Raw genomic sequence first — 26,039 nt, forward strand, 5'->3', positions numbered from 1 at the left:
CTAACTAAAGCTTGCTCCTCTATATTCGATACGTCAAGGGCTGGACACCAGCGCACACCGACAGACTCCGAGCAGACGAAGAAGGCGATGAAGTGGCCACAGACAGCCGGACCGGGACGGGCCCGCGCGATCGGTTCCGCGCGCAGGTACGACAGGAGGTCAAGACGGCGGCACTCCAGCAACTGGCCACCGGCGGCCCGGAGGCCCTGTCCCTCAACGCCATCGCCAAGCAGCTGGGCATGACCGGCCCCGCGCTCTACCGCTACTTCGCCAACCGCGACAGCCTGCTCACCGAGCTGGTCATCGACGCGTACGGCGAGCTGGCGGCCACCCTCGGCCGCGCGGCCGACGAGGTCGCAGGAGACGCGACCGCACGCCTGACCGCGGTCGCCCAGGCCTACCGCGACTGGGCACTGGCAGAGCCGCACCGCTATCGCCTGTTGTTCAGGGCGCCCCTGCCCGGCTACGACGCCCAGTCCACGCGCCTGGTCGAGGCCTCCCAGCCGGCCATGAACGTCGTACTGAACGTGGCCGCCGCCCTGACCCGGCCGGGCCCGCCGGTCCCGGACGACTCGGCAGACCAGTTCCACGCGTGGATGAAGCGCCGCGACGTCGAGCACGTGTCCGCGGCGGTCGCCTCACGCAGCACCCTGCTCTGGGCCCATCTGCACGGCCTGGTGAGCCTGGAGATCGAGGGCAACTTCACCTCGATGGGCATCGATCCCGCCCCGCTCTACGCAGCCGACCTGCACGACTTCATCCGCTCGCTCACCGACTGAGGGCGAGCGGATATCGGACTTCCGAGGAGGGACATCAGGCCGCCGTCGAGCCTGCCTCACTTCTTGATCGCAGGGGCTCGCACGCACGGCCGTCGAACAGTAGATTGAAGGACGGGCGCACCTACCCCTGTAGGCCGTCAAATCACGTACGCCGTCTACGACTTGACCGCTTCAGGCACGTACCGAATTGGACCCGGTCGAGTCGCCCGAGAGGACTACGGCATATGCCAGATGCACCCCCGCATCGGGTGTTGCCAAATCCCTTACAGGGCGTCGCAGGCTGTGCAACAGTCGTAACGGTCCTTCCTTCAGCCTTGGTCGTACCGTCCCCGCATCGGAGTACGTCATGCCGTCCCATCTCTCTGCGGACCGCCCAGCCGCTCAGCCGCCCCCGCGCGGCTCGGTCGACGCGCTCATCTCGCAGACGCGGCGGCTGCGCGGCGAGGTGGACGCCGTACGGCGTGACGCTCCCGTCGACGGCGACGCGGACCCGCACGGGCGCTGGCAGCGCGCGCTCTGCGATCTGGCGGTGCATCAACTCAACGACCTGGACGAACACTTGGCGCAATTGCGGGACGGACCGCCACCCGTGCCCGTCCACCCCGCAGCCGGACCCGCCACCCGAACCGTGCCGGCCGCATCCCGGCACGGCTCACTGCTGAGTCGGGTCGGCAGCGCCGAGTGGAATCTGCTGACGGACGAGGCGAGTTGGTCCGGGGAGCTGTACCAGATCCTCGGCCGCGACCCCGCCGCTCCCCCGCTCACCCTCGACGAACTGCCCTCGCTGGTGCACGACGAGGACCGCCCGATGCTGACGGCCATGGTCACGGACTGTCTCATCGACGCGAAGCCCATCGACGGCGAGTTCCGCATCCGGCGTCCCGACGGAGGCGTACGGACCGTGCACATGATGGGCGAGCCCGTGCTCGACGCCGACGGCAGCACCGCCTCGATGTGGGCCGTACTGCGGGACGTCAGCGAACTGCGCCGCAGCCAGCGGACGGTGAGCGAGACCCGTGACTCGCTGCAACGCCACCGGCACATCGCGCAGACCGAGCACCGGCTCGCGGTCGAGCTGCAGGAGGCCGTGTTGCCGCCGTGGCGCGGCTCCCTGCGGTTCCCGCAGCGGGGTTCCGGGACACTGGACCTCGCCGCCCGCTATCTGCCGTCGTCCAGCAGCGCGCTGATCGGCGGCGACTGGTACGACGCACTCGAACTCCCGGACGGTGACTCGCTGTTGAGCGTGGGCGACCTCACCGGTCACGGAGTCGCCGTCACGTCGGGCATGGCGATGCTGCTCGGCGCGCTGCGCGGCATGGCCGTGGCGGGCACTCACCCCGGCCAGCTCATGGCGTGGCTGAACCAGTTACTCGACGCCTCCGTCCAACCCGCCCTCGGCAGTGCGGTCTGCTGCCGCTACCGGCCCGAGACCCGCACCCTCAGCTGGGCGCAGGCCGGACACCCCGCCCCGCTGCTGTTCCGCAACGGGGCGGGGCGCGTGCTGCCGGCGCCGGAGGGTGTGCTGCTCGGAGCGACCTCCGGTGCCGTCTACGGGCAGGCCGAGGAGAGCCTTGAGGAAGGCGACCTGCTGCTCCTGCACACCGACGGTCTGGTGCCCCGGCCGTGGGGAGCCCCCCGCTCGGACGAAGCCGGGAGTGACGCAGGAACGGCCGCCGTCCAAAGGCTGCTCGATCTGGCCCCGCGCTTCGACGAGGCCCGCACGGCCCAGGACTGCGTACGGACAGTGGTCGAGGAGTTCGGCGAGTACGAGCGCGAGGACGACGCCTGCGTGCTCGTGGCCAGGGTCGGCTCCTGACGCTGCCGACGACCTGGTGCCGATCGCCGGCGACCTGGTGCCGACGACTGCTTCGATGACTTGCGGTTGACCCGCCCGGGCTTCCTACGCCCGCGCGCTCCTGCCTCCCTTGGGCTTCAACGCGCTCTTGGGGAGGGAGAGTTTGATCTCCTCACGCAGTTCGTGGATCTTCGGATAGCTGGAGTACTCGGCGGTGAGCCGGTACATCTCGCGCAGCCTGTCCCAGGTGCGGTGGGAGGAGTTCGCCCCCATCGACACCAGGGCCAGCCGTGCGTACCGGTCCGCCTGCTCGGGGTCGTCGGCGATGAAGCAGGCCGAGGCCATGGACAGGAAGTCGAAGATCTTCGACCTCTGCCGTCCGTCGACCCGCAGGGCCAGGGCCTTCTCCGCGTAGTGCTGTGCGTGTGCGGCCGCGCCCGACTCGTGCTCCGCCAGGGTTCGGTAGGCCAGGGCCTGCATGCCGTACAGGTCCTCCTCCTTGAACATCTGCATCCAGCTCGGCGGCGGTACGTCGCCCTTGTCGGAGACGAAGAGATCCTCCGCCTGCCCCAGAGTGCGGCGCATCGCCTGGCCCTTGCCCATCGACGCCTGTGCCCAGGCCTCGATGGTGTAGAGCATCGCCTTGGTGCGCGGCAGCACTTCGTCGCCGGAACCGGACTTGGCGAGCTTCATCAGGTCGAGTGCGTCGTCGGGCCGGCCCAGGTGCACCATCTGGCGAGCCGCTCGGGAGAGCGCCTCTCCGGCGCGGGGCCGGTCGCCGCCCTCACGGGCCGCGTGGGCGGCGATGACGAAGTACTTCTGGGCCGTGGGTTCGAGGCCGACGTCGTGCGACATCCAGCCCGCGAGGACGGCGAGGTTGGCGGCGACGCCCCACAGGCGTCGCTGCAGATGGTCGGGGTGTCGGTAGGAGAGCATGCCTCCCACTTCGTTGAGCTGGCCCACCACGGCCTTGCGTTGCAGCCCGCCGCCGCGGGCCGCGTCCCAGGCCCGGAACACCTCGACCGAGCGCTCCAGTTCCTCGATCTCCTGTGACCCGATGGGGGCGGCCTCGTAGCGGTCGAACCCGGCGGGGTCGGCATGCAGGGGATTGTCGAACTGGGGAGCGTCGGAAGCGAGGGCCGGATCGGTGTGCAGCCAATCATGCATGGCACTGGTGAGTGCGGATCCTGCGGCGAGCGCGGCACCCGCGCCCACCAAGCCGCGTCGGTTGAGCATGAGGTCCATTCCCGTGAATTCGGTGAGGACCGCAGCCGTCCGCTCGGGCGCCCACGGCATACCGTCGGGATGTTCCGCACTCCCGTCGCCCTGCCGTATACCCATGCGCCCGTGCCGGACCAGACCGAGGTCCTCAATGGTCACGACACGGCCGAGACGCTCGGTGAACAGTGCTGCCAGCACCCGCGGTACCGGATCGCGCGGGATCTCTCCCATGTCGATCCACCGCCGTACCCGCGAGGTGTCGGTCGACAGCTGGGGGTGGCCCATGGCCGCCGCCTGCCGGTTGACCAGCCTCGCGAGTTCACCCTTGGACCAGCCGGCCAGGCCGAACAGATCCGACAGTCGGGCGTTGGGTTGTCCGCTCACGTCAAGCCCCCAGGTTCTCGGCTGAGTTGACAGTAACCCTCTGTCAGTTGCTGAGCGACTATTCGCCAGGGTTCGCCAGGGTGCGCCAGATGGTGTGCCACTGGGCATCGGGTGTCAGGTAGGAACGCGCCACCCCGACCCGGTTGCCCCACGGACATTCCCCAGGGTGCACCAGGGAAGCCGGGGCGGGTAGCGCGGCAACCTGCAGGCACACGAAGGGATCTGTTCCGCCCATGTATGCAGCATCGTCCTCCGTGTCCGCACCGCCCCGGTCGTTGCATCCCCGCCCGGCGGGCAGCGGCGGCCCCTACCTCGACCCCGCGCGACCGACGGCGCCCGTACTCGGTGCCGGCAGGACGCGCCGCGTTCCGGGGCTCGGTACCCAACCGCTCAGCGGGAGACTCGACTTGTCCGGCCCCCAGGGCGCGCAGCTGCGCACGGCGATCGCGTCGGTGCACCGGATCTGCCCGGAGTTCGCTCCGGTCCAGGTGCTGCGCCGCAGCGGGCGCTCCGTGCTCCTCGTCGGAACGACGGGGCGCAGCACGGCCGTCGCGAAGTGTTTACTGGATCTCTCTCCCATCTGGGCGGACCGGATCCGGCATGAAATAGCTGCCTACCGCTCGTTCGTGCGGCACCGGCCGCCGGTCCGGGTGCCGCGGCTCATCGCGGCCGACCCGGACAACTGCACCCTGGTCATCGAGCGGATGCCCGGCCGGGTTGCGGCGCTGCACCGGCATCCGGCCGAGGCCCCGCCCCGGGCGGACATCCGGGCGGCCCTGGGTGCCATCTGCCGGCTGAACGCGTGGCGGCCGCCGGCGGGGACGTTCGACGCCCCGCTGGACTACGCGGAACGCATCTCCCGCTTCCATGAGCTGGGTCTGCTCACGGACCGGGACATGGGCGACCTGCAGAAGCTGGTGCACGGCATCGCGCATTCAGCGGGGCGCCAGGGCATGGGCCAGTTCTGCCACGGCGACGCACTCCTGTCCAACATCCTCCTCTCACCGGCCGGTCCAGTGCTGGTGGATTGGGAGCACGCGGGCTGGTACCTGCCGGGGTACGACCTGGCCACCCTCTGGGCGGTCCTCGGTGACGCTCCGGTGGCGCGCCGTCAGATCAGTCAGCTCGCGCAGGCGGCGGGGCCTGCGGCGCGCGACGCCTTCCTGGTCAACCTGATGCTCGTACTGACCCGGGAGATCCGTACCTACGAGACGGCCGTGCAGCGTTCGATGCACGACGTGACCCCGGCGGCACCGGGACCGGCCCACCCGGGTGCTGCGCCGTCCGGCGAGGAACAGCGGCTGCTGCTGAGGCGGCTGCACGACGACTGCCAGCTGGCCCGACGGGCCGTTCGAGCGGCGGTCGGCACTCGCTGACGGGGATGGCGGTCCGCGGTGCGCCTGGGACAGCGGCGCACCGCGGACCTTCGTCATGTCCGGGCACCGGGCGGCTGCCCGCGGACCCCGCCGTACCGGGATACCGGACGGCCGCCCACCGAACGGACCACAGGTCCACTCCACTGACGCATCGCAGGCGGCACCACTGCCGCCACGAAACTCCTTCGGCCCCTCACTGACATGCGAAATCACCTGCCTCTGGGCATGATTGACGGATCGTCGGAGAGCCGGTACCACTGACGCACGTTCGGCTCCCGCACGCCCCGCCGCGCACGACCGCCCCAGGAGGCTGCATTGCGACGCTCTGCCACCGACCCCCACGCCCCCGCCGGGCACAGACGCGCGCGCAGGACCGCGGGCGCCGTCGCCTCCGCGACCCTGCTGCTGCCGCTGCTCGGCGCGGCTCCGTACACCAGTACGCAGGAGGCGTCCTCCACCGGACTGCAGGGTGCCTTCGCGTCCGCGGCCGCCGACTACCACGTACCGCAGAGCGTGCTCCTCGGCGTCTCCTATCTGCAGTCCCGCTGGGACACGCACGACGGAGCACCGAGCGTCACCGGCGGCTACGGTCCGATGCACCTCACCGACGCGCGCACCGCACTCGCCGACACCGCGGCCCTGCACCACAGCGAGGGAACGGAGGACGCCCGCGGCGACTCCTCGCGTGCGGCCCTGCTGCCGGAGACGAAGGTGCCGGAGAGCGCCGAACTCCCGGCCCGGCTCAAGACATTGACCAAGGCGGCCGAACTGACCGGCCTCTCCGCCGAGCAGCTGCGCAGCGACGCGGCGGCCAACGTGGAGGGCGGCGCCCCCCTGCTCGCGGCCGCGCAGAAGGACCTCGGCGAGCCGCTGAGCGACGACCCGGCGGACTGGTACGGGGCGGTGGCGCGCTTCTCCGGTGCGGACGACAGCGCGACCGCGGCGACGTATGCCAACGATGTCTACGACGTGATCCGCGACGGTGAACAGCGCACCACGGACACCGGACAGCAGGTGGCGTTCGCCGCCCGCCCCGGGCTGGCTCCCGACACGGCGCAGCTGCGGCGCGCGGGGCTGCGTACGGTGTCCGCGGACGGCACGGAGTGCCCGGCGACGGTGTCGTGCGAGTGGATCCCCGCGCCCTACGAGGAGTTCGGCGACGGCGACTACGGAAACCACGACCTCGGCGACCGGCCCGCGTCGCAGTCCATCAAGTACATCGTCATCCACGACACCGAGGGCAGATGGGAGGGCGTCCTCAACCTGATCAAGGACCCGACCTATGTGTCGTGGAACTACACCCTGCGCTCGACCGACGGTCACATCGCCCAGCACGTGAAGGCCAAGGACGTGGCCTGGCACGCGGGCAACTGGTACGTCAACGCCAAGTCGATCGGCCTGGAGCACGAGGGATTCCTCGCCGCGCCGGACGCCTGGTACACGGAGGAGATGTACCGGGCCTCGGCGCGCCTGGTGACGTACCTCTCCAAGAAGTACGCCATTCCGCTGGACCGGCAGCACATCCTTGGACACGACAACGTGCCCGGCCCCACGACGTCCACGATTCCGGGCATGCACACCGACCCGGGCCCGTACTGGGACTGGCAGCACTACTTCACGCTGCTGGGGCACCCCTTCCACGGCACGGCCAAGGGCAAGGGCCACGGCAAGGGTGGCGGCCTGGTGACCGTGCTGCCGGACTTCGCCGAGAACCAGCCGGTGTACACGGGCTGTGTCACCAAGGACGTGCCCTGCGCCGCCCACGGGTCCAGTGAGGTGCGGCTGTACAGCCTGCCGGACGAGACCTCACCACTGATCAAGGACATCGGGCTGCGGCCCTCGGGCGCCGACTCCACGATCGACGTCAACGACGTGGGCTCGCGGGTCTCCACCGGTCAGCGCTACGCCGTCGCCGGCGCTGACGGCGACTGGACGGCGATCTGGTACCTGGGCCAGAAGGCCTGGTTCAAGAACCCGAAGGAGCAGCCGACCGCGGTGAGCTCGTTCGGCCTGGTCGTCACGCCCAAGCCCGGCCTCACCGAGGTCCCCGTGTACGGGCGCGCCTACCCGGAGAAGGAGGCCTACCCGGCGGGCGTGCCCGTCCAGGCGGTCTCGCCGCTGCCCTACAAGCTGCTCGCGGGGCAGAAGTACGCGGCCGGGGACAAGGTGGCCGGCGAGTACTTCTACGCGCCGACCTTCGACACGGCCCCGCACCGGGTGGTGATCGGCAAGGACATGTACTACGAGATCCAGTTCGGTCACCGGGTGGAGTTCGTACGGGCGGCGGACGTGGACCTGCTGCCGTCGACGTCGTAAGAGCCTTACCCGCAAAGACAGTTGGGGCCGGGTCCGCTGATGGCGGACCCGGCCTCGCGTCGTGTACGGGCGTGTGTCACTCGGGCCAGTCGAGCTGGTGCTCGGGGACACCGAACGTCAGGCCGATCTCGCGGGCCTGCGCGCGGCCCGCCCCGTCACCTCGCGGAAACCGCAGGACCCGGCCGGGGAACACCACGAACGTCTCCTCGGCGGTGCGCAGATCGACGTACCAGCCGGGCTGGTCCAGGGCGCCCGAGAGCATCTCGGCGACCTCCTCGACCAGGGACTCCGCAACGCTGAACTCGATCACCGTCCAGGTGTCCGGCTGCCCCGGCCCTGCGTTGTCCAGGCGGAACCGGTGGATCTCCCTGACCTCGATGCGCAGGTCCTTGAGATGGGTGCCGACCTTCAGACTCTCCGCGATGAGGCAGCCGTCGACCATCAGGTCTCCCTACGAGGGCGGGCGCGGGCGGCGGGCTCAGCCCTGCTGGAACAGCTCCGCGGGCAGCGGCTTCAGCAGCGCGTACAGGTCGTCCGTGATGGGGCGGTCCCAGGCTGCGATCGTCACCAGCACGTTGTCACTGCGGTCGAACTGGACGCAGGAGATGCGGGTTTCGGAAAGCTTGAGGCGGCGCACGATCAGGAGGTTGTCGCCCTGCATCACCGGCATGTCCTCGGTGCCTACGACGGTCACCTCCTCGTCGTTCTCCAGCGCGAGCAGCAGCTGCGCCACCTCGAAGGGGACCTCGTCTTCGGGGACGTCGCGGGCCGGGGAGCCCTCCGGCAGATTACCGATGATCATCGCAGGGCCGCGGCCGCCGAACAGGTCGTAGCGCAGGAAGACGCCCTGGCAGCTGCCGTCGGGGGCGGGCAGCAGGCCCGCACCGAGGTTGCCCGGCCAGTCGCCCGGGTCCATGGCCAGGACATCGAAGTCGGGCCCGGCGGGAGTGGCGCTGCGGCGGCGGAGGAAGGACATGCCGCAATGGTACGTGCACGGGCGCGAACCGGGTCCCGGGGGCGCTTCGCGCTGACCCTTACGGAGACGACTGTTCGCCCAGCGCGGCCCCGAGTCCCGTACGGTCCGTGCCGACTTTCCGGAAGACCGCAGACAGCAGACGGACGACGGCCGCCTCGTCGGTGTGCAGCTCCTCGGCGATCTGCGCCGTGGTACGGCCCCGGACAGTGAGTCCGGCGGCCGTGCGTTCGCGGGCGGTGAGGGTGTCCGTCTCGGTGCTGTGCAGACGGCGCGGCCGCAGACCGGAGGCGGCGAGTTCGTCACGGGCGTCCTCGACCAGCCCGTCGGCCCCGCACTGCACAGCCGCGTCCAGTCCCCTGTACAGGTGTTCGGCGGCTTCCCTGGAACGGCCGGCGCGGCGCAGTTCGGTGCCGAGGGCGACCAGAGCGCAGGCCAGTTCGTACGCGGCCGGGGAGCGCTCCAGATGGCTGACGGACTCCTCGAGAAGCTTGAGGCGGGTCGAGCCGGAGGAGACCTCGGCAGCGGCCCGCAGTGCCTGTCCGATGGCCGACGGGACGCCGAACTGGCGGGCACGACTGACCGCGTCGAGGGCGGTGGCGACGGCGCGTTCGGGGGTGTCGTGACGCTCGGCGCGCGCGAGGTGGAGCTGCCAGGGGCACCAGGCGGGGTTGCGCATCCCGCGTGGGTCGAGGCGGCGCCCGGCCGCCGCCAGCTCGGCGGCGGCGTCCTTGGTGAGGCCGCAGGCGAGCAGCAGCTCGCCGTGCACCGCCTGGGCGTCGGGGAAGACCACGGCCGCCGGGAAGGGCGCTCCGAACGCGTACTCCTCGGCGATCTGCGCGGCCTCGGTGATCCGGCCCCGGGCGATGAGGACCTCGATGAGGACGCCCACCGCGTACCAGAGGGCGGGTACGCCGCGTCCGACGCGTTCGGCGAGCCTGAGGCCCGCGCGCACGAAGTCCTCGGCCTCGGCGAGACGACCGCGGCGGAATCGTACGTACCCGAGCAGCGTGTAGCCGAAGGAGAGGTGCGCCCCGTGCCAGCCCTGGCGCTCGAAGTCGGCGATCCCGGCGGCGAACAGTTCCTCGGTGCGGCCGGGCCTGTCCGCGTACATGAAGGTGAGGGCGACCAGGACGGGCACCTCGAAGCCGCGGTCGGCCTCGGCCCAGCCGAGTCCGCCGGCGAGGGCGCGTTCGGCGTGGCCGAGCGCGATGTGGGCGGGTTCGCCACGCAGGGTGGCGTCCCAGGCGCGCAGCCCGATGATGTAGCGCTCGGTGAGGTCGCGGCCGGTGAGCCGGTCGGCGAGCCGGGCGAGGCGGCGGGAGCGGGCGGGCGAGTCCGGTTCGTCGGCGCGGAAGGCGTCCCACATGAACTGCTCGGACTGCATACGCAGGCGCACTCGCGCGTCGCCGGTGACGGGGATCTCGCGGGCCAGGGTGTCGGATGCCTCGCCGAGCCGGTCGCTGTGGGCGAGCACCTGGGAGAGCCGGTAGACGATGTGCTGACGCAACTCCGGGTCGGGGATGGGCTCTTCGAGGGCGGCCCGCAGATGGTTGACCGTGGTCGCCGGTTCGGTGAGCAGGGAGGCGCAGCCCAGTTCGTACAGCACCCCGGCTCGCTGCTCGATCGGCGGTGGTTCGCGCAGGGCACGGGCGAGGTAGCGGCGGGCGGCGTCGGGGGCTCCGGCGCGCAGGGTCTCGCCGGCGGCGGCGCGCAGTTGCTGCACGACCCAGTTGTCGCCGTCGGGGTGGGTTTCCAGCAGGTGGCGGGCGGCGGCGGACGGGCCGAGCCCGGCGTCGATGAGGCACCAGGCGGCCTGGCCGTGCAGGGCGACGCGGACACCGGCGGGGATGGCACGGTAGACGGCGGTGGCGATCAGCGGATGGACGAATTCGAGAGTCTCGGCGCCGGTGAGGATCCGGGCGCCGCGCAGGGCGTCCGCCGCGTCGGCGGCCTCTTCGGAGCCGAGGCCCGCGACCGCGGCGGCGAGCGGCGGCGGGATCTCCGTGCCGAGGACCGCGCAGGCCCAGGCGAAGCGGACGGTCGAGGTGCCCAGGCGTTCCAGCCGTGCGATCAGGCCGCTGCCCTTGACGGCTGCCGCCAGGTCGCGCAGGAGGTGGGCGCCGGCCTCGGTCGGGCTGAGGCCGCGGTCTCGGACCTTCGCGGTGAGTTCCACCGCCTCGAACGGGTTGCCCGCCGTAACCGCCCAGCATTCGCGGCAGAACGCGTCGTCGGCCTGCGTGCCCAGTGACTCCCGCACCAGGCGGGCCACGGCGGCGGCGCTGAGCGGTTCCAGGTCGAGGGGGCGCTGGCCGGCGCGTCCGGGCAGCCGCCTCAGCGCCTCGGCGTGGTCGGGGAGTTCGTCGGGCCGGTAGCCGACCACGAGCAGCAGCGGGAGTTCCTCGGCGCGGGGCGCGAACGCGGAGAGCCAGCTCAGCGACTCGGGGTCGGCCCAGTGCGCGTCGTCGAGGACGAGGACCATCGGGGCGCGTTGCACCGCGAGGTGGGTGAGCACCCAGTCGAGACCGTCGCGCAGGCCCTGCTGGTCGGGCGGTGCGCCCTCGGCCGCGGCGCACAGACCGAGGGCGGGGCCGACGATGGCGTACCAACTGCCCAGCTGTGCGCGGAGTTCGGTCTCCGAGACCCCGGCGAGCTGCGGCTGCAGGAGCTGGCGGGCGACGTGGAAGGCGACGCCCTGTTCCTGGTCGCCGCCACGGGCGGACAGCACGGTGCAACCCTTGAGGGCGGCGCGCCGCCGTACCTCGGCGAGAAGCGTCGTCTTGCCTATTCCGGCACGTCCCGCGAAGGCGAGGAGCGCGCCGCGGGGGCGCTCCGGCGATTCGGCGCCGTCCCTGCGCAGACCGGTGAGCTCACCCAACGCCTCGTCGACGGCGGCGAGTTCACTTTCGCGCTCGAAGAGAGTCCGTCGGCTCCGCACGATGCGCTGTCCCATCCAGCACCCCCTGTCACGGCCGGGCGACCGGCGCGGGGAGCCGGTGCGCACCGTGACCTACAGGCACCTCAGCGTACGCCTCCGGGGGTGCGGGGGCGCCTGGAAGGCGCACTTCTCATTCTCGACGAAGCCGAGGTGACACTGCCGGAACCCGGTCGGACACCGGGAGTTCAAGCTTGGTGGCCGGCCGGGAGAACTGACGCACGCGATGCCGAAGGTGCGGGCGCGGATGGCCGTCCCAGGAACGCCGCGATAGTGGCGGCGAACCGGTCGGCGTCGTCGAGCCACGGGAAGTGTCCGGCGCCGGGCTGGACCACGAGTTCGGCGTTCGGGAACAGCTCGGCGAACTCGGCCACCGCGGGCGGAGGGGCGCCCGGATCGACCTGCCCGGCGACCAGGAGCACCGGTTGCATGAAGCGGGCGAGCGCTCCGCGGGTGGCGTCCGCGGCGAATGCGCCTTCGGCTCCGAAGGCCGCCACGACCTCCGGGTTCGCCTGCTCGTTCTCGGCGGTCTTGTGTGCCTGAGCCGCCTCGTCCCAGCGGCCGTAGGAGAACGGCGCGATGGCCTTCACGTTCTCGGGGGTCACCTGGCCGGCCCCCATCGCCTCCAGCGCCGCGAACGCCGCCGGGAACCACGGCTCATCCCGGCGGGGCCGCACCGTCTCGCGCCGGAGTTCGCCGCTGATCGTGATGCCGACGGCCCTGACGCTCGGCGTGATCAGCGCGAGCCTGCCGACGCGCTGCGGATGACGGCCTGCGTACTGCACGGCGATATTCGCCCCGGCGCTGTGCGCGAGCAGATCCATGCGCGTCAGGCCGAGGTGCTCGCGCAGTGCCTCCACGTCGTCGACGAGCCGGTCGCACCGGCAGGAGGTGAGGTCCTCCGGCACCGCCGACCGTCCGGTCCCCCGGATGTCCAGCCTGATCAGTCGCCGTTGCGCGGACAGGCCTCCCAGGTCGCCCAGGTAGTCGGAGGCTGTCGGACCCCCGGGCAGACAGACGAGCACGGGGCCCTGTCCTGACACGTGGTAGGCGAGCTCTGTGCCGTCGTACGAGGTGAAGAATTCCATGGCGGACAGCGTGGGTGCCGGCCAGGGGTCACGGCTATCGTTCAGTCACAGCTACACGATGGGACGGCACGGATGGCGGTCGAGATCAGGTTCACCGCGGCGTCGATCGCCAGGGTGCGATTCGCCCTCTCCCCGCTGGGCGAGACCGTGCTGGCCCTGCGGATCCTGCTGGGCACCGGCGGGCATGCGGTGCACCAGCCGTGGGTGCGCAGGGCGCGGCCGCTGCCGGCCGACGACCCCGAGCTGCCGCTGCTGCGGGCACTGATCGCCGGGCCGATGCCGTCGTTCCTGTTCCCGGTGCCACAGGAGCGGCTGCCCTCGATGGCGGCGGAGCTGGACGTTCTCCGGGCAACCGAAGAGACTTTCTTCCGGCAGGAGTACGGCGCCGTCCTGGGCGTACCGGTCGAGGACACGCCCGATCCGGCGACGGTACTGCCCCGGCTCGCCGAGGCCCTGCACCGCTGCCACGAGTTGCTGATCGCTCCGCACTGGGGCCGGATGCGCGCCGTACTGGAGGCCGACGTCGGCAGGCGGGCACTCACCTTGGTGGACGGCGGGGTTCAGGCGCTGTTCGACGAGTTGCACCGGGATATCGCCTGGGACGACGGCCAGTTGGTGGTGCACGGTCGGCGCACGCCGCACGCCGTCTGCACGGTGGACACCGCCGGGCACGGCCTGGTCCTGCTGCCCAGCGTCTTCAACTGGCCGAACGTCGGCGTCGACAAGTCCCCGATCGCAGCCGCGTCGATCCGCTACCCGGCGGTGGGCGTCGGCCTGCTCTGGGAGCAACCGGCGCCGGTGCTGTCCGGACTGGCCCCGGTGCTGGGCCACACCCGGACGGCGCTGCTGGCGGCCCTGGCCGAACCCCTGAGCACAGCAACCCTGGCCGACCGCCTGGGCGTCACCCCGAGCGCGGTCTCCCAACACCTGGGAGCCTTGCGCGGCGCGGGCCTGGTGTCGACCCGACGCAAGGGCCGCACAGCCCTGCACCTGCGCACGGAACGGGCTGCGCACTTGTTCGACACCCCATCCCCGTAAGGCTGTTCGGCACGGCGCCCGGTTCCCCGGCAACCCCGCGCGACGCCTGCAGTACAAAGCGGTTTTCGCCGACACATCCTGCCCGCCGAAGCCGGACTACTCACCGGGGCCGGGTGCCGGTCGGGGCTACGGAAGGGCGCCGTGGGCCAGTCGGGCGGGGTGGAGGAGTGCGTCGATGGTGTGGTCGTCGAGCAGGCCGCGACGGGCGTCGTCGTCGGGAAGCATCCCGGCCGGCACGGCCGCCGCACGATCCGCCGCCTCCCGGCCGAGCTGCCAGTACGGATCCGTCGGAATGACCGTCAGGTAGTTGTCACTCACGCGTGCCTTCGCTGGACGGCCTTCTTGTGGCGCTCATGATGGCGGGCGACCCTGGCGCGGTTCCCGCAGGACGGCCGGCACCACTCCTGACGTGGATGTTCCTTGATGAAGTACCGCGCACAGCGCGGCCCGTGACAGGCGCGCAGCCGCTGCCGGTCGGGGCTCGCGAGGAAGGCGATCGCGGCGCGGGCGAGGGTGGCGGTGAGCGGGGCCTCGATGGACACCGCCTTCTGCCGTACGGCGGGGCCGGCGCCGTCGCGCCAGGTGAGAACGGGCACGGTCGGCGCCAGGGCAGCGGCCGCATTCAGGCGTTCCAGCGCCTCGTCGGTCGGCATCAGGCGGGCTGCGTCGGCCGGGCTGGGCTCGCCGGGGCGTACGGCGCGGGCGAACAGGGCACGTACGGCGGTGCGCAGGTCAGTGACCTCGGCGAGCACGCCCTCGTCGGCGGCGAACCCGTCGGACACCGGCAGCGCGTCGCGGTGCTGGTGAACCCAGGCGGTCAGCCCGGCGACGTCGGCCAGGTCATCGGCGACTCTGCCGTGGCCGTCGGGGCGGATGGTCAGAGCGAGGTCCAGCGTGAGCCGGGCGTCCGTGCCGAAGAGGTCCTCCATGACGCTAACGATAAGACGAGCGCTATCCATTAGCGCCGGGAAGGAGTCCGGCAGGGCCCGGGTGGGCCGCCGGGCGAGGGGACGGTATGTGCTGCGCGCTCGCTCCGGTCCTGGATGCCGGGCACGCAGCCCCTGTCATTCCTGGTCGACAGCGGGCGGCACCACGGCCACCGGGCTCGCCGCGTGCAGCAGCACGGCCTGGGTGACCGAGCCCAGCATGCGCGCGGGCGCCAGCAGCCGCCGTCGATGGCGGCCCACGACGACGAGATCGGCGCCCTTGGACGCGGCCACGAGGTGTCCGGCCGCATCCCCCGCGGCCACGCTCAGATCGATGTGGACGTCTGGGTACCGTGCGCGGAGCGAGGCGGCGAAGCCGTCGGCGAGTGTGCGCGTCTCGCTCTCGACGGCGTCCTGGTCGAAGTCGGCCACCGCGAAGCCGCCGGGCGCTGCCCAGGTCTGCACCGGCCACGGGTAGGCGGCGACCACGTGGAGGCGGGCGCCGCGGCGGGCGGCCTCGCCGAAGGCGAAGTCGAGCGTGGTCTCGTCAGGGCAGTCGACGCGCAGGCCGGCCACCACACGCGGCCCGGGTTCGACGGCGGGCGCGTCGTGCACCTCGCGCCCCGGTCGCGGTACGACGACCACGGGGCACTCGGCGTCGCGCGCGGCGGCCATGCTGTTGGAGCCGAGCAGCAGACTGGCGAAGCCCCCGCGACCGCGGGAGCCGAGCACCATCAGCTGGGCGGTGGTACCGAGTTCGGGCAGCAGGGCGCCGGGGGCGCCCTCCAGACCGAGGTACTCCATCTCCGGCCGGTCGGCCCGGCCCTCCAGGTACGAGCGCACCTCGTCGAGGACCGGGTCGTCCACCGGATCGGGTGGCCCGGCGACCAGGACGTCGGGCTGCGCCCAGACCGCGTACTGCCGCACATGGACCACGCGCAGCGGTGTCCGGCGCGTCCTGGCTGCCGTGACGGCCCATTCGAGCGCGCGCAGACTGTCGTTGGAACCGTCCACGGCCGCGACGACCGGCAGGGTGCTCATCGAATCCTCGCCTCCGGTACACACTTCGGTCTTCCTGGGACCAGCCTGACGCAGGCGGCGGCCCCAGGACGGGCCCGAAGGTCATGTGTCCGGAAAAAGGGAGGATTCACCTCCGGTCAACATCTCAGGTGAGATCGAACTCGCCCTCGCGTGCCCCCGACACGAACGCGCCCCACTCCGCGGGTGTGAAGATCAGGGAAGGGCTCTCGGGGCGGCCGCTGTTGCGCATCGCGATGAACCCCTCGACAAAGGCGATCTGGACATCTCCCCGTCCTCGGCTGCTGGATTGCCAATCAGCGGTGCTCAGATCCAGCTCAGGCTTGTCCCAGCCCGCCAGTGGGTGCTCCTGGATGGTGCTCTCGGCCACGTCCGTGCTCCTCCCGGTTCGTCGTCCGCCGCCAGCCTAGCGACCGGTCACGGTGGCGGACAGGCCACGTGAGGGGGACGGTTTCAGGAGGTGGGCGGCTCGGCGCCGACCAGCCACATCGAGAAGAACTGGGACCCGCCGCCGTAGGCGTGCCCGAGCACCCGTCGAGCCCCTTCCACCTGGTGTTCTCCCGCCTGGCCGCGCACCTGAAGTGCCGCTTCGGCGAACCGGATCATGCCGGAGGCGCCGATCGGATTGGTGGAGAGAACGCCGCCGGACATGTTGACGGGGAGGTCTCCGTCGAGTTCCGTGACGCCGGACTCGGTGAGTTTCCATCCCCCGCCCGGTTCGGCGAAGCCCAGGTTCTCCAGCCACATGGGCTCGTACCAGGAGAACGGCACATACATCTCCACGGCGTCGATGTCGCGCCGCGGGTCCGCGATGCCCGCCTGCCGGTAGACGTCGGCCGCGCAGTCCTTGCCCGCCTGCGGCGACACGAAGTCCTTGCCCGCGAAGAGCGTGGGTTCGCTGCGCATCGCCCCGCCGTGCATCCACGCGGGCGGCCGGGGCGAACGGGCCGCGCCCGCACGGTCGGTGAGGATCATCGCGACGGCGCCGTCCGAGGACGGGCAGGTCTCCGAGTAGCGGATCGGGTCCCACAGCATGGGCGAGGCCTGGACCTTCTCCAGGGTGATGTCGTGCTCGTGCAGATGCGCGTACGGGTTCTTCAGCGCGTTGCGCCGGTCCTTGTACGCCACCAGGGAGCCGACCGTGTCGGGGGCGCCGCTGCGCCGCATGTACGCGCGGACGTGCGGGGCGAAGAAGCCGCCGGCCCCGGCCAGCAGCGGCTGCTGGAAGGGGATCGGCAGGGACAGGCCCCACATGGCGTTGGACTCGGACTGCTTCTCGTAGGCCAGGGTCAGGACGGTGCCGTGGACCCGGCCGGCGATGAGGTTGGTGGCGACGAGCGTGGTGGAGCCGCCGACCGAGCCCGCGGTGTGCACCCGCAGCATCGGCTTGCCCACCGCGCCGAGTGCGTCGGCGAGATACAGCTCGGGCATCATGACGCCCTCGAAGAAGTCGGGCGCCTTGCCGATGACGACCGCGTCGATGTCCGACCAGGTCAACTCGGCGTCCTGAAGCGCCCGTTGGGCCGCTTCGCGGACCAGTCCCGCCTGGGAGACGTCCCGGCGGGCCGCGACGTGCTTGGTCTGGCCGATGCCGACGACGGCCACGGGCTCCTTGCTCATCGGGCATCCCCTTCGAGTACGGCGACCAGGTTCTGTTGCAGACAGGGCCCGGAGGTGGCGTGGGCGAGTGCGCGGTCGGACTGCCCGCGGTGGATGCGGGCGGCGGCCTCGCCGATGCGGATGAGCCCGGCCGCCATGACCGGGTTGGCGGCGAGGGCGCCTCCGGAGGGGTTCACGTCCACGTCGTCGCCGAGCCGCAGCGCCTTGCGCAGAACCACTTCCTGGGAGGTGAACGGCGCGTGCAACTCGGCGGTGTCCACGGGCCGTTCGAAGGCGCCGGCCTTCTCGGCGGCCAGGCGGGTGGACGGCGAGTCAGTGAGGTCCCGCACCCCGAGGCCGTGCGCTTCGATGCGGTGGTCGAGGCCGCGGATCCAGGCCGGCCGTTCGCACAGGTCACGGGCCCGCTCCCCGGCCGCGAGGATCACCGCGGCGGCTCCGTCACCGATGGGCGGGCAGTCTCCGGTGCGCAGGGGACGGACGACATAGTCGCCCTGAGGCACCGAACCGCGCAGCTGTGCGCGGGAGTTGGACGATGCCGCCCTACGGCTGCGGGAGGCCACGCCGGCGAGCGCGGGCTCGTCGGCCTCCCCCGCGTCGATGAGCGCCTGCGCCTGGAGTGCGGCCAGCGCGACGGAGTCGGGCCACAGGGGGGCCACGTAGTACGGGTCGAGCTGCCGGGTCAGGACGTCCCGCACGGAGCCGGGCGAGGACTTCCCGTAGGCGTACACGAGGGCGGTGTCGGCGTCCCCCGTGAGCAGTTTCGTCCACGCCTCGTACAGTGCCCAGGCACCGTCCATCTCCACGTGCGACTCGGAGATCGGCGGCCAGGCGCCCACCCCGTCGAGCGCCATGGTGAAGGAGAAGGCGCGGCCCGCGAGATAGTCGCTGGAGCCGGAGCAGGTGAAGCCGATGTCGCTGGTCTTCATGCCCGTCCGGTCGAGGACGTCGTGCAGGACCGGCATGAGCATCTCCACCTCGGAGAACTCGTCGCTGGTGCGCCGGTGCTCGGTCTGCCCGAAGGCGACGACGGCGATGTCCCTGACGGGCCGCATCTAGACCAGCTCCTTGTACACGTCGTAGTCCGCGTCGGGTTCACCGGTGGGCCGGTAGTGGTCGGGATGGCGGCCGTCCGCCGTCCACACGGGCTCCACGCGCAGACCCATGCGCACCTGGTCGTAGGGGATGCCGCCGATACGGCCGTGCAGGGCGAGGTCGGCGCCGTCGAGAGCGATGTGCGCGTAGACGTACGGCACTTCGATGTCGAGGTTCTTCGCCTTGATGTTGACGATGCAGTACGTGGTCACCGTGCCCCGTGGGCCCACTTCGACTGCTTCGAATGTGGCGACACCACATGTGGGACACGCGCCCCTCGGCGGGACGTACACCTTGCGGCAGGACGGGCAGCGTTCACCGACGGTGCGCCGCTCGGAGAGCGCTTCCATGTAGGCGGACTGGGCGCGGCCGGGCGAGTAGACGTAGTCGAGGCGGGCGGGGGCGACGATGCCCGTCACGAGATCGTCGAAACGGCCGTCGTGACCGGCGGGTTCCGCCCTGCCTTCGTACGGCTCGAAGCAGGCGATGTCCGTGATGGCGCCGGTGCGCTCCTCGGCCCACCGGATGCGGACGCGCATGCCGGTGCGGACGGCGTCGGGGCCGGGTGCGTCGAGGGCGTGCAGCAGGGCGGTGTCGGCGCCGTCGAGTTTGACGAGAACCCACGCGAAGGGGGTGTCGAGGGGCTGGGCGCGGCGGGGGGCGTGGTTCCAGGCCCAGGTGGTGACGGTGCCGGTGGGGGCGACCTCGACGAGATCGCGGATCTCCTCGGCGGTGACGGGGTCGTACTCGACGGGCGGGACGAGCGTGCGCCCGTCACCTGTCCTCACACCGAGTACGACACGCTCGCGCAGGCCCGTGAGGAAGGCACTCTGGACGGGGCCGAGGGAGCGGGTGAAGGGGAATTCGACGACGAGGGGGGCTTTGAGGACTTCGGGCACGGTGACTCCTCGATGGGGGCGGCTCAGGCGCGTTTGTAGGCGGCCGGACGCTTCTCCGCGAAGGCGCGTGCGCCCTCCTTGGCGTCGGCGGTGTCGAAGATCGGCCAGCCGCGCTTGAGTTCGGCGGCGAGTCCGTCGGTCTCCGTCATCTCGGCGGTCTCGTACACGGACGCCTTGACGGCCTCGACGGCGAGCGGGCCGCAGGCGTTGATCTGCTCGGCGATCGCGAGGGCCTTCTCCCGCGCCGTGCCGTCCGGTACGACGTGTCCGATCAGGCCGATGGCGGCGGCCTCCTGGGCCGTGTACGGGCGTCCGGTGAGCAGCATTTCGAGGGCGTGCGTGCGCGGAATCTGGCGCTGGAGGCGGACGGTGGAGCCGCCGATCGGGAACAGGCCGCGCCTGACCTCGAAGAGTCCGAAGGTGGCGGACTCGCCCGCGACCCGGATGTCGGTCCCCTGGAGGATCTCCGTGCCGCCCGCCACGCAGTGGCCCTCGACTGCGGCGATCACTGGTTTGCGGGGGCGGTGATGGCGCAGCATCGCCTTCCAGTGCAGGTCCGGGTCGGCTTTCATCCGGTCCCGGTACCCCTGGCCCTCCATCCCCTGTCCCGCCAGGGCCTTGAGGTCCATTCCGGCGCAGAAGGCGCTGCCCGCCCCGGTGAGCACGATCGAGCGGATCGTGTCGTCCTCGTCGGCCTCGATCCAGCCGTCGTACAGGCCGACCAGCATCGGCAGCGAGAGCGCGTTCCTGGCCTCGGGCCTGTTGAGCGTGAGTACCAGTGTGGCGCCTTCGCGCTGCACGGTGAGGTGTTCGGTGCCACCCATTGCCGTCCTCCCGTCGGACAGGATCTCCGGAACGAGAACAGGTTGCAGGAGGCGCGAGGACAGGACAAGGGGTTTCTGACAGGTAGTCAGATTTCTTCTGCGCGGACCCTTCCCAGTTGCGCCCCCCTTTGCTCTGATGACCGTCGAAGCGATGGACGCCAGGGCAGCCCACGAGCAATGAACGGCCAGGAGGAGCGGTGGAGTACAACCTTGCCGACCTGTTCGAGTCGGTCGTCGACGTGGTCCCGGACCGCGAGGCACTCGTGTACATCGACCACCCCGGCACGGGCGCGGAGCGCCGGCTGACCTACGCGCAGCTGGACGCGGCGGCCAACCGCATCGCCCACCACCTCGTCGACACCGGCATCCGGCCCGGCGAGCACCTCGGGCTCCACCTCTACAACGGCATCGAGTACCTGCAGACGGTGCTCGCGTGCCTCAAGGCCCGGATCGTCCCCGTCAACGTCAACTACCGCTACGTGGAAGAGGAGTTGGTCTACCTCTACCAGGACGCGGACCTGGCAGCCCTGGTCTTCGACACGGAGTTCACCGAGCGGGTCGCGGCGACGCTGCCGCGAGCACCGAAACTGCGGCACCTGGTCCGGGTGGGGAACCCCGCGCCCGGTTCGCCCGCACTGCCCGCCGTCGCCTTCACCGACGCCGAGAGCGGCGGATCCGCCGGGCGGGGCTTCGGGCCGCGGTCGCCCGACGACCAGTTCATCATCTACACCGGCGGCACCACCGGCATGCCCAAGGGAGTGATGTGGCGCCAGGAGGACCTGTTCTTCTCGGGCCTCGGTGGTGGCGCGCCCACGGGTGAGCCGGTCAAGAAACCGGAGGAGCTGGCCGAACGCGTCGCTGCCGGCGGCGCGGGAATCACCTTCTTCCCCGCTCCCCCGCTCATGCACGGCACGTCGACGCTGACCGCGTTCATCGGCTTCAACTTCGGCCAACGCATCGTCATCCACCGCAAGTTCGTCCCCGAGGAAGTCCTGCGGACCATCGAGAAGGAGAAGGTCACCAGCATGTCGCTGGTCGGCGACGCGATGCTGCGGCCGCTCATCGACGCGCTGAACGGACCCATGAAGGGGGCCGACTGCTCCTCGATGTTCAGCGTCTCCTCGTCGGGCGCGATCATGTCGGAGACGGTGCGCGAGCAGTTCCAGGCGCTCGTCCCGAACGTGATGCTGCTGAACAACTTCGGCTCCTCGGAGTCCGGCTTCAACGGCACGGCGACCGCCGACTCGGGGCCCGATCGGGGCTTCCGGATCCGCGTCAACTCCCGTACGCAGGTGGTGGATCCGGCCACGTACGAACCGGTCGCGCCCGGCGAGATCGGACGTGTCGCGCAGTGCGGCCACGTGCCCCTCGGCTACTACAACGACCCGAAGAAGACCGCCGAGACCTTCTTCCGGAAGGGCGACGAGCGGTGGGTGCTGCTCGGCGACATGGCCACCGTCGACGAAGAGGGCATCGTCACCGTTCTCGGCCGCGGCTCCCAGTGCATCAACACCGGCGGCGAGAAGGTCTACCCCGAAGAGGTCGAGCAGGCCTTGAAGTCACATCCCGACGTGTACGACGCCCTGGTCGCCGGGGTCCCGGACGAGACGTGGGGCAACCACGTCGCGGCGGTGGTGCAGCTGCGCGAAGGGTCCGGTCCCCCGTCTTTGGCGGACATCCAGACCCACTGTCGTACCCACCTCGCGGGCTACAAGATCCCGCGCCAGCTGGTCATCACGGACACCATCCAACGCTCACCGAGCGGCAAGGCGGACTACCGCTGGGCCCGCGCGGTGGCGGCGGAGGCGAACGGCTGAGCGCCGAGCCCGGCCGCCTCGATCTGGGTGACCGGCGCCGTCCGGTCCGCCTGGTAGGAGAACACGCGCCCGAGGGCGGGAGGCGTTCGTGTTCGCCCACAGCGGGATCACTTGCCGAGCGCCCGCGCGGCCGGAAGCGTACGGGCATGGTCTTCTCCGTGGCGCACCTCAGTGATCCGCATCTGACGACGGGACTTCCGGCGGGAGAGCGGCTGACCCGGTTCTCCCGGGCTCTGGGCAGCATCCTGGCCCTTGATCCCCGGCCCACCTGCGTGGTCGTCACCGGTGATCTGGTCGACCGGGGTCATGCCGACGAGTACGCGACGCTGCGGGAGCTGATCGCACGCTTCCCTGTGCCGCTGCACCTGGTGCCCGGCAACCACGACGATCCCGACACCCTGCTGAACGTCTTCGGCGGCGGCCCACATGTGGGCGGCACCCATGTCTTCCCGTACGCGGTGGAGTATCCCGACGCCACCCTCGTCGTCCTCAGTTCCAAGGTGCAGGGATCCCCGTCGGGACGCCTGGGCGCCGAGCAGCTGCAGCGGCTCGACGAGATCCTGTCCGCTCGCGCCGACGTGCCCGCCTTCGTATGTGTGCACCATCCGCCGGTCGACATCGGCATTCCGTATCTCGACGGCATGCGCATGGAGGATGCCGAAGCGTTCGGCAAGGTGATCGGACGGCATCCGCATGTCGTGCGGGTACTGGCGGGCCATGTGCACCGGACGGTCACCGCGGAGTTCGCCGGCAGCACGGTGGTGACGGCGCCGAGCACTCACCTGCAGAGCAACTTCAACGTGCGCGCCGACGGGCCGGTGGGGTACGTCGACGAGCCCACGGCCTTCCTGCTGCATCTGCTGACGGACACCGGGTGTGTGACGCACAGTGTCGCGGTCAGCCATGCGGGGGCGCTGACCATGGGGTTCTGACCGGCGAGGTGGCCGTCAGGGGTCGGAGTCGGAGTCGCGTTCGTGGGATGGGGGAGCTATGGGCCCCATCAGGCGCGGTCGGGGGAGGTGCGGGCTCGGGGGCGGATGGGCCTCGGCATGCTTGAGGTACTGCCGGGTCGTATGGGCGACGACGGCGGGGAGCAGGTCCGTGAAAGCCTTCAGAGTCGGTACGCCGGTGACCGCCGCCCGGAAGTCGGTGCGCCGTTGGCGGTCGAGGATCGACGGCAGGGTGCGTTCCAGGTCGTCCGAGAGCCTGTGACCCTCCTCGCCCTGCCCCTGCAGGTCGGCCCGGTCCCACGGAACGATCGCGGTGACCCACGGACTCGCCGCCGCATCGAACGCCTTGAGCCTGCGCCGGCGTTCGTCGTCGGTGAGCGCCCAGCGGTCGACGAGGAGAATGCCCGGACGGCTCGGTGCCGCCTTGCCCGGGTCCTCCCCCCACATGCCCTCGCCGGCATCGTCGTCGAAGGAGGACACCGTGATCCGGTAGTCCAGCGAGCGGATCAGGTCCTCGGCGAGGGAGACCAGTGGACGCCTCGACTCCAAAGGGTAGGGATTCCAGTCCCGCGCGTCCTCACCGTACGGGCGCACGTCCCGACGCTCCGGAATACTGTCCCGCGTGGGTGCGGCCACCGTCAGATGGATGTGGCGGGGTCCCTCGCCGCGGGGCTTGAAGGCACTCGGCGTGGAAGAGTAGGACCGCGGCCGGGCCGGCGGCAACGGCGACTCGTGGGCGACCTGCACGATGCGCTGGGCCAGCCCGAGCACGATCTCCTCGTACTCGTCGCGCAGCCGGTTGAGCTTGATCAGACCGTAGATCCCGTTGGCCGCGTAACGGTCCCCGAACGCGGCGGAGTCCATGTGGATGTGCCGTACCGAGTCCGGGAGTTGGGTGTAGTCCATGTGCGTCCACAGCGCGGGGACGATGGCGGTGGCCGGTGCGGTCCCGGTGGCCCTCGCTCGCACCACACGCTCGTTGAACGCGAACCACTCCCGCCCGCAGCTCTCACTGGTGAAGTAGCGCGGGGAGAGCAGCGGCACGAACACCCGGCAGGTGGCCAGGTATTCGCTGCGCTTCTCCGACCAGCCCTCCCCCGGCCGTAGGTCCCGGTCCATGAAGCCGGCCGGGGCCCCGGCCGGGAGGTCCGTCAGAGCCATGATGTGGTCGCACAGGTCCCTGTAGAGCAGGTGCACCCAGTGATCGGGGTCTGCGCCGCCCGACCCCCAGGCCGGTGTGTGAGCGTAACTCAGGAAGAAATAGGGTCGGTTGTCCGCCCCTGCCCCGTGTACCGGAGCAAGTCGTGGAAGGTATTCCGGTTCCGCCACTGACGTGGCCTGTTCGAGCTCTTCCTCCGTCTCCCCCGTATCCCCGTACGGCTCGGACGGCGGGAGCGACGCGCCGACGAACTCCTCCTCCGGCTCCTGCCCCGCACTGTCGTCCACGAGGCCGTCCTCGGAGAGGCCGAGCAGTTCCAGCGTCCGCTGCGACGCCTCCCCGAACGGCTGGAGTTCCGCGGGGAGTTCCGTCCCTCCCGGGTCCCGCGTCACCGCGAGCAGGTCTCCACCGCCACCCATCCGGGACGCCACATACGTGCTCAGCGCTTGGTAAAGGCGCCAAATCTCATGATCCGCGAGCTCTTTCCTGAGCCGTAGCTGCACGTCCTGCGGCAGGCTCAGCTCGACCGTCTCGTCCTCCTCGGTGTGCAGCAGGAACAGCCCGCTGGTGAGCAGTTCGGCCAGATCGGCCGCCTCCGCTTCGGGCACGAGCTCCTCGCGGATGAGGTGGAGCAGGCGCATGCTCAGCCGGTCGAAGGCGGAGCACAGCACGGCCAGGCGTGTCGCGGAACGCGAGGCCGTGTGCAGGAATCCCTCCGCGGCAGCGGTCGCCGAGCGGAGTGGCGGCGGCCTCTCCGTCCGTCCCTCGCGCGGGACAAGGACCGCCCCGCAGCCCTCCGGAGCGCTCCGCATCAGGGTGCGTGACCAGCGGTCCACCACCTGCGGGGACATCGACAGGACAGAGACGGGCAGCCAGTGGCCGGCCGAGGTGAAGTCAGCGCGGTCCGGCAGCAAAAGCGGTGCGTCGAAGACCAGATGGGAGGCGGACGCGCCCGGCGTACCCGTCGAGACCCGGACCGTCGGCAGATCGAGCCCCGTCCTGCGCCACAGCTTCTGCGGCAGCGGGTTGAGCAGGGCGACCGGCGTGGACTGCGACCAGCTGCGCACTCGGCTCCAGATCTCCGGTTCCCGCCAGCCGGCAGCCGCACAGTCGGACACGACCACCACCAGCCGACGCCCGTCGGACGAGCGCAACTGGTCCGGTCCCATCAACCGGCCCAAGCCGTCGCGGAGTTCGGGACCGCCGCCCTTGAATCGCAGCTCGCGCACATGCAGTGAACGGAACGCGCCGAGCCAGTTCAGCGCGGCCGTGAAGTCGGCGATCGTCTCCCGCCACACCCCCATCGCCGGGGAGCGGTCCACCACCAGCACGAGGTCGAACCAGCGTTCCGGGGCGGGCCCGAACACCGGAATCAGTTCGCCGCTGCGCCCGTACGCCTCCACGGTGGCATCGACGTCCAGGACTGTTCTGCGGCCCTGCGGCCACGGCCGCTTCCAGGGCCGCAGCGCACGGGTCACCTCCAGGCGCCGGGGCAGGCCGCCGGCCCGTGGCGCGTCCACCGCGTCACCCCGGATCTGCTCCCGCGCGCCGGGCAGCCGCTCGTGCACGTCGCGTCCCGGAGCGACGGGCTCCCTTTCCTCGGGCGCAACGACGCTCTCCGAACCCGCCGGCTCCGGCGCCGAAGTCGGCCTGGGCTCCGGTGGCACCGCTCCCGCGGGCTGCTGCGGCCCGGGCACGGCGGATCCCCGGTCCGCGCCGTCGGCCATCCGGGACGCGAGCCAGAGGACATCGGCGAGCGCCGGGCCGTCCAGCTCCGGCGGGGGGGGGGGGGGGGGGGGGGGGGGGGGG

At 71.1% G+C, this 26,039-nt stretch carries 21 protein-coding genes; 7 read left to right on the forward strand and 14 right to left on the reverse strand.

The annotated features are described in order from the left end of the window. Positions 1–92: 92 nt before the first annotated feature. Positions 93–779, forward strand: coding sequence for a TetR/AcrR family transcriptional regulator (locus ACN6LB_RS39085; protein ID WP_445030021.1), 687 nt, complete (start codon positions 93–95; stop codon positions 777–779). A gap of 346 nt (positions 780–1,125) precedes the next feature. Then, positions 1,126–2,595, forward strand: a complete 1,470-nt coding sequence (locus tag ACN6LB_RS39090) for a PP2C family protein-serine/threonine phosphatase (RefSeq protein ID WP_445030022.1) — start codon at positions 1,126–1,128, stop codon at positions 2,593–2,595. Between the two features lie 84 nt (positions 2,596–2,679). On the opposite strand, the gene ACN6LB_RS39095 is transcribed toward ACN6LB_RS39090, so the two are convergent. After that, positions 2,680–4,179, reverse strand: a complete 1,500-nt coding sequence (locus ACN6LB_RS39095) for a DNA-binding protein NsdB (protein ID WP_445030023.1) — start codon at positions 4,177–4,179, stop codon at positions 2,680–2,682. A gap of 233 nt (positions 4,180–4,412) precedes the next feature. On the opposite strand from ACN6LB_RS39095, the gene ACN6LB_RS39100 reads away from it, so the two are divergent. Beyond that, positions 4,413–5,555 carry an aminoglycoside phosphotransferase family protein gene (locus tag ACN6LB_RS39100; RefSeq protein ID WP_356145523.1) on the forward strand — a complete coding sequence of 381 codons (1,143 nt, stop codon included), beginning with the start codon at positions 4,413–4,415 and terminating at the stop codon, positions 5,553–5,555. A 315-nt stretch (positions 5,556–5,870) separates the two neighbouring features. Next, the gene (locus ACN6LB_RS39105) at positions 5,871–7,871 is read left to right on the forward strand and encodes an N-acetylmuramoyl-L-alanine amidase (protein WP_445030024.1); all 2,001 of its coding nucleotides are present in this window, start codon (positions 5,871–5,873) and stop codon (positions 7,869–7,871) included. Positions 7,872–7,947: 76 nt separating this feature from the next. Here ACN6LB_RS39105 and ACN6LB_RS39110 read toward each other — a convergent pair whose 3' ends face one another. The 4 genes from ACN6LB_RS39110 to ACN6LB_RS39125 form a co-directional block, all read right to left on the reverse strand. Further along, complete coding sequence (locus ACN6LB_RS39110) at positions 7,948–8,313, reverse strand: hypothetical protein (RefSeq protein ID WP_445030025.1); 366 nt, start codon at positions 8,311–8,313, stop codon at positions 7,948–7,950. A gap of 36 nt (positions 8,314–8,349) precedes the next feature. Beyond that, the gene (locus tag ACN6LB_RS39115; protein ID WP_445030026.1) at positions 8,350–8,847 is read right to left on the reverse strand and encodes a hypothetical protein; all 498 of its coding nucleotides are present in this window, start codon (positions 8,845–8,847) and stop codon (positions 8,350–8,352) included. Positions 8,848–8,905: 58 nt separating this feature from the next. Continuing rightward, complete coding sequence (locus tag ACN6LB_RS39120; RefSeq protein WP_445030027.1) at positions 8,906–11,797, reverse strand: ATP-binding protein; 2,892 nt, start codon at positions 11,795–11,797, stop codon at positions 8,906–8,908. A 170-nt stretch (positions 11,798–11,967) separates the two neighbouring features. Further along, entirely contained in the window at positions 11,968–12,867 is a 900-nt protein-coding gene (locus ACN6LB_RS39125; protein WP_445030028.1) for an alpha/beta fold hydrolase, read from the reverse strand. Between the two features lie 72 nt (positions 12,868–12,939). On the opposite strand from ACN6LB_RS39125, the gene ACN6LB_RS39130 reads away from it, so the two are divergent. Next, positions 12,940–13,905: a DUF5937 family protein gene (locus ACN6LB_RS39130; protein WP_445030029.1), complete on the forward strand. Its 966-nt coding sequence runs from the start codon at positions 12,940–12,942 to the stop codon at positions 13,903–13,905. Between the two features lie 126 nt (positions 13,906–14,031). Here the strand turns inward: ACN6LB_RS39130 and ACN6LB_RS39135 are convergent, their stop codons facing one another. The 8 genes from ACN6LB_RS39135 to ACN6LB_RS39170 all read right to left on the reverse strand — a co-directional run bounded on the left by ACN6LB_RS39135 (position 14,032) and on the right by ACN6LB_RS39170 (position 20,304). After that, on the reverse strand, positions 14,032–14,223 hold the full coding sequence (locus tag ACN6LB_RS39135) for a hypothetical protein (RefSeq protein WP_445030030.1): 192 nt from the start codon (positions 14,221–14,223) through the stop codon (positions 14,032–14,034). After that, positions 14,220–14,834 carry a CGNR zinc finger domain-containing protein gene (locus ACN6LB_RS39140; protein ID WP_445030031.1) on the reverse strand — a complete coding sequence of 205 codons (615 nt, stop codon included), beginning with the start codon at positions 14,832–14,834 and terminating at the stop codon, positions 14,220–14,222. The genes ACN6LB_RS39135 and ACN6LB_RS39140 overlap by 4 nt, the downstream gene beginning before the upstream one ends. Before the next feature lie 135 nt (positions 14,835–14,969). After that, complete coding sequence (locus ACN6LB_RS39145) at positions 14,970–15,872, reverse strand: universal stress protein (protein WP_445030032.1); 903 nt, start codon at positions 15,870–15,872, stop codon at positions 14,970–14,972. Positions 15,873–15,996: 124 nt separating this feature from the next. Next, entirely contained in the window at positions 15,997–16,239 is a 243-nt protein-coding gene (locus ACN6LB_RS39150) for a DUF397 domain-containing protein (protein WP_356140279.1), read from the reverse strand. 83 nt (positions 16,240–16,322) lie between these two features. Continuing rightward, positions 16,323–17,489 carry a thiolase domain-containing protein gene (locus tag ACN6LB_RS39155; protein ID WP_445030033.1) on the reverse strand — a complete coding sequence of 389 codons (1,167 nt, stop codon included), beginning with the start codon at positions 17,487–17,489 and terminating at the stop codon, positions 16,323–16,325. Beyond that, on the reverse strand, positions 17,486–18,541 hold the full coding sequence (locus ACN6LB_RS39160; RefSeq protein WP_445030034.1) for a thiolase domain-containing protein: 1,056 nt from the start codon (positions 18,539–18,541) through the stop codon (positions 17,486–17,488). The genes ACN6LB_RS39155 and ACN6LB_RS39160 overlap by 4 nt, the downstream gene beginning before the upstream one ends. Then, positions 18,542–19,480: a Zn-ribbon domain-containing OB-fold protein gene (locus ACN6LB_RS39165; protein WP_445030035.1), complete on the reverse strand. Its 939-nt coding sequence runs from the start codon at positions 19,478–19,480 to the stop codon at positions 18,542–18,544. A 23-nt stretch (positions 19,481–19,503) separates the two neighbouring features. Further along, positions 19,504–20,304 carry a crotonase/enoyl-CoA hydratase family protein gene (locus tag ACN6LB_RS39170; protein WP_356140283.1) on the reverse strand — a complete coding sequence of 267 codons (801 nt, stop codon included), beginning with the start codon at positions 20,302–20,304 and terminating at the stop codon, positions 19,504–19,506. 197 nt (positions 20,305–20,501) lie between these two features. Between ACN6LB_RS39170 and ACN6LB_RS39175 the strand changes: the two genes are divergently transcribed. Together ACN6LB_RS39175 and ACN6LB_RS39180 are read left to right on the forward strand one after the other, a co-directional pair. Next, positions 20,502–22,121: an acyl-CoA synthetase gene (locus ACN6LB_RS39175; protein ID WP_445030036.1), complete on the forward strand. Its 1,620-nt coding sequence runs from the start codon at positions 20,502–20,504 to the stop codon at positions 22,119–22,121. A 146-nt stretch (positions 22,122–22,267) separates the two neighbouring features. Then, positions 22,268–23,053: a phosphodiesterase gene (locus ACN6LB_RS39180; protein WP_445030037.1), complete on the forward strand. Its 786-nt coding sequence runs from the start codon at positions 22,268–22,270 to the stop codon at positions 23,051–23,053. A 15-nt stretch (positions 23,054–23,068) separates the two neighbouring features. Here the strand turns inward: ACN6LB_RS39180 and ACN6LB_RS39185 are convergent, their stop codons facing one another. Then, positions 23,069–26,002, reverse strand: coding sequence for a TIR-like protein FxsC (locus ACN6LB_RS39185; protein WP_445030038.1), 2,934 nt, complete (start codon positions 26,000–26,002; stop codon positions 23,069–23,071). Positions 26,003–26,039: the final 37 nt, after the last annotated feature.

This window comes from Streptomyces sp. SAS_270, assembly GCF_052543295.1.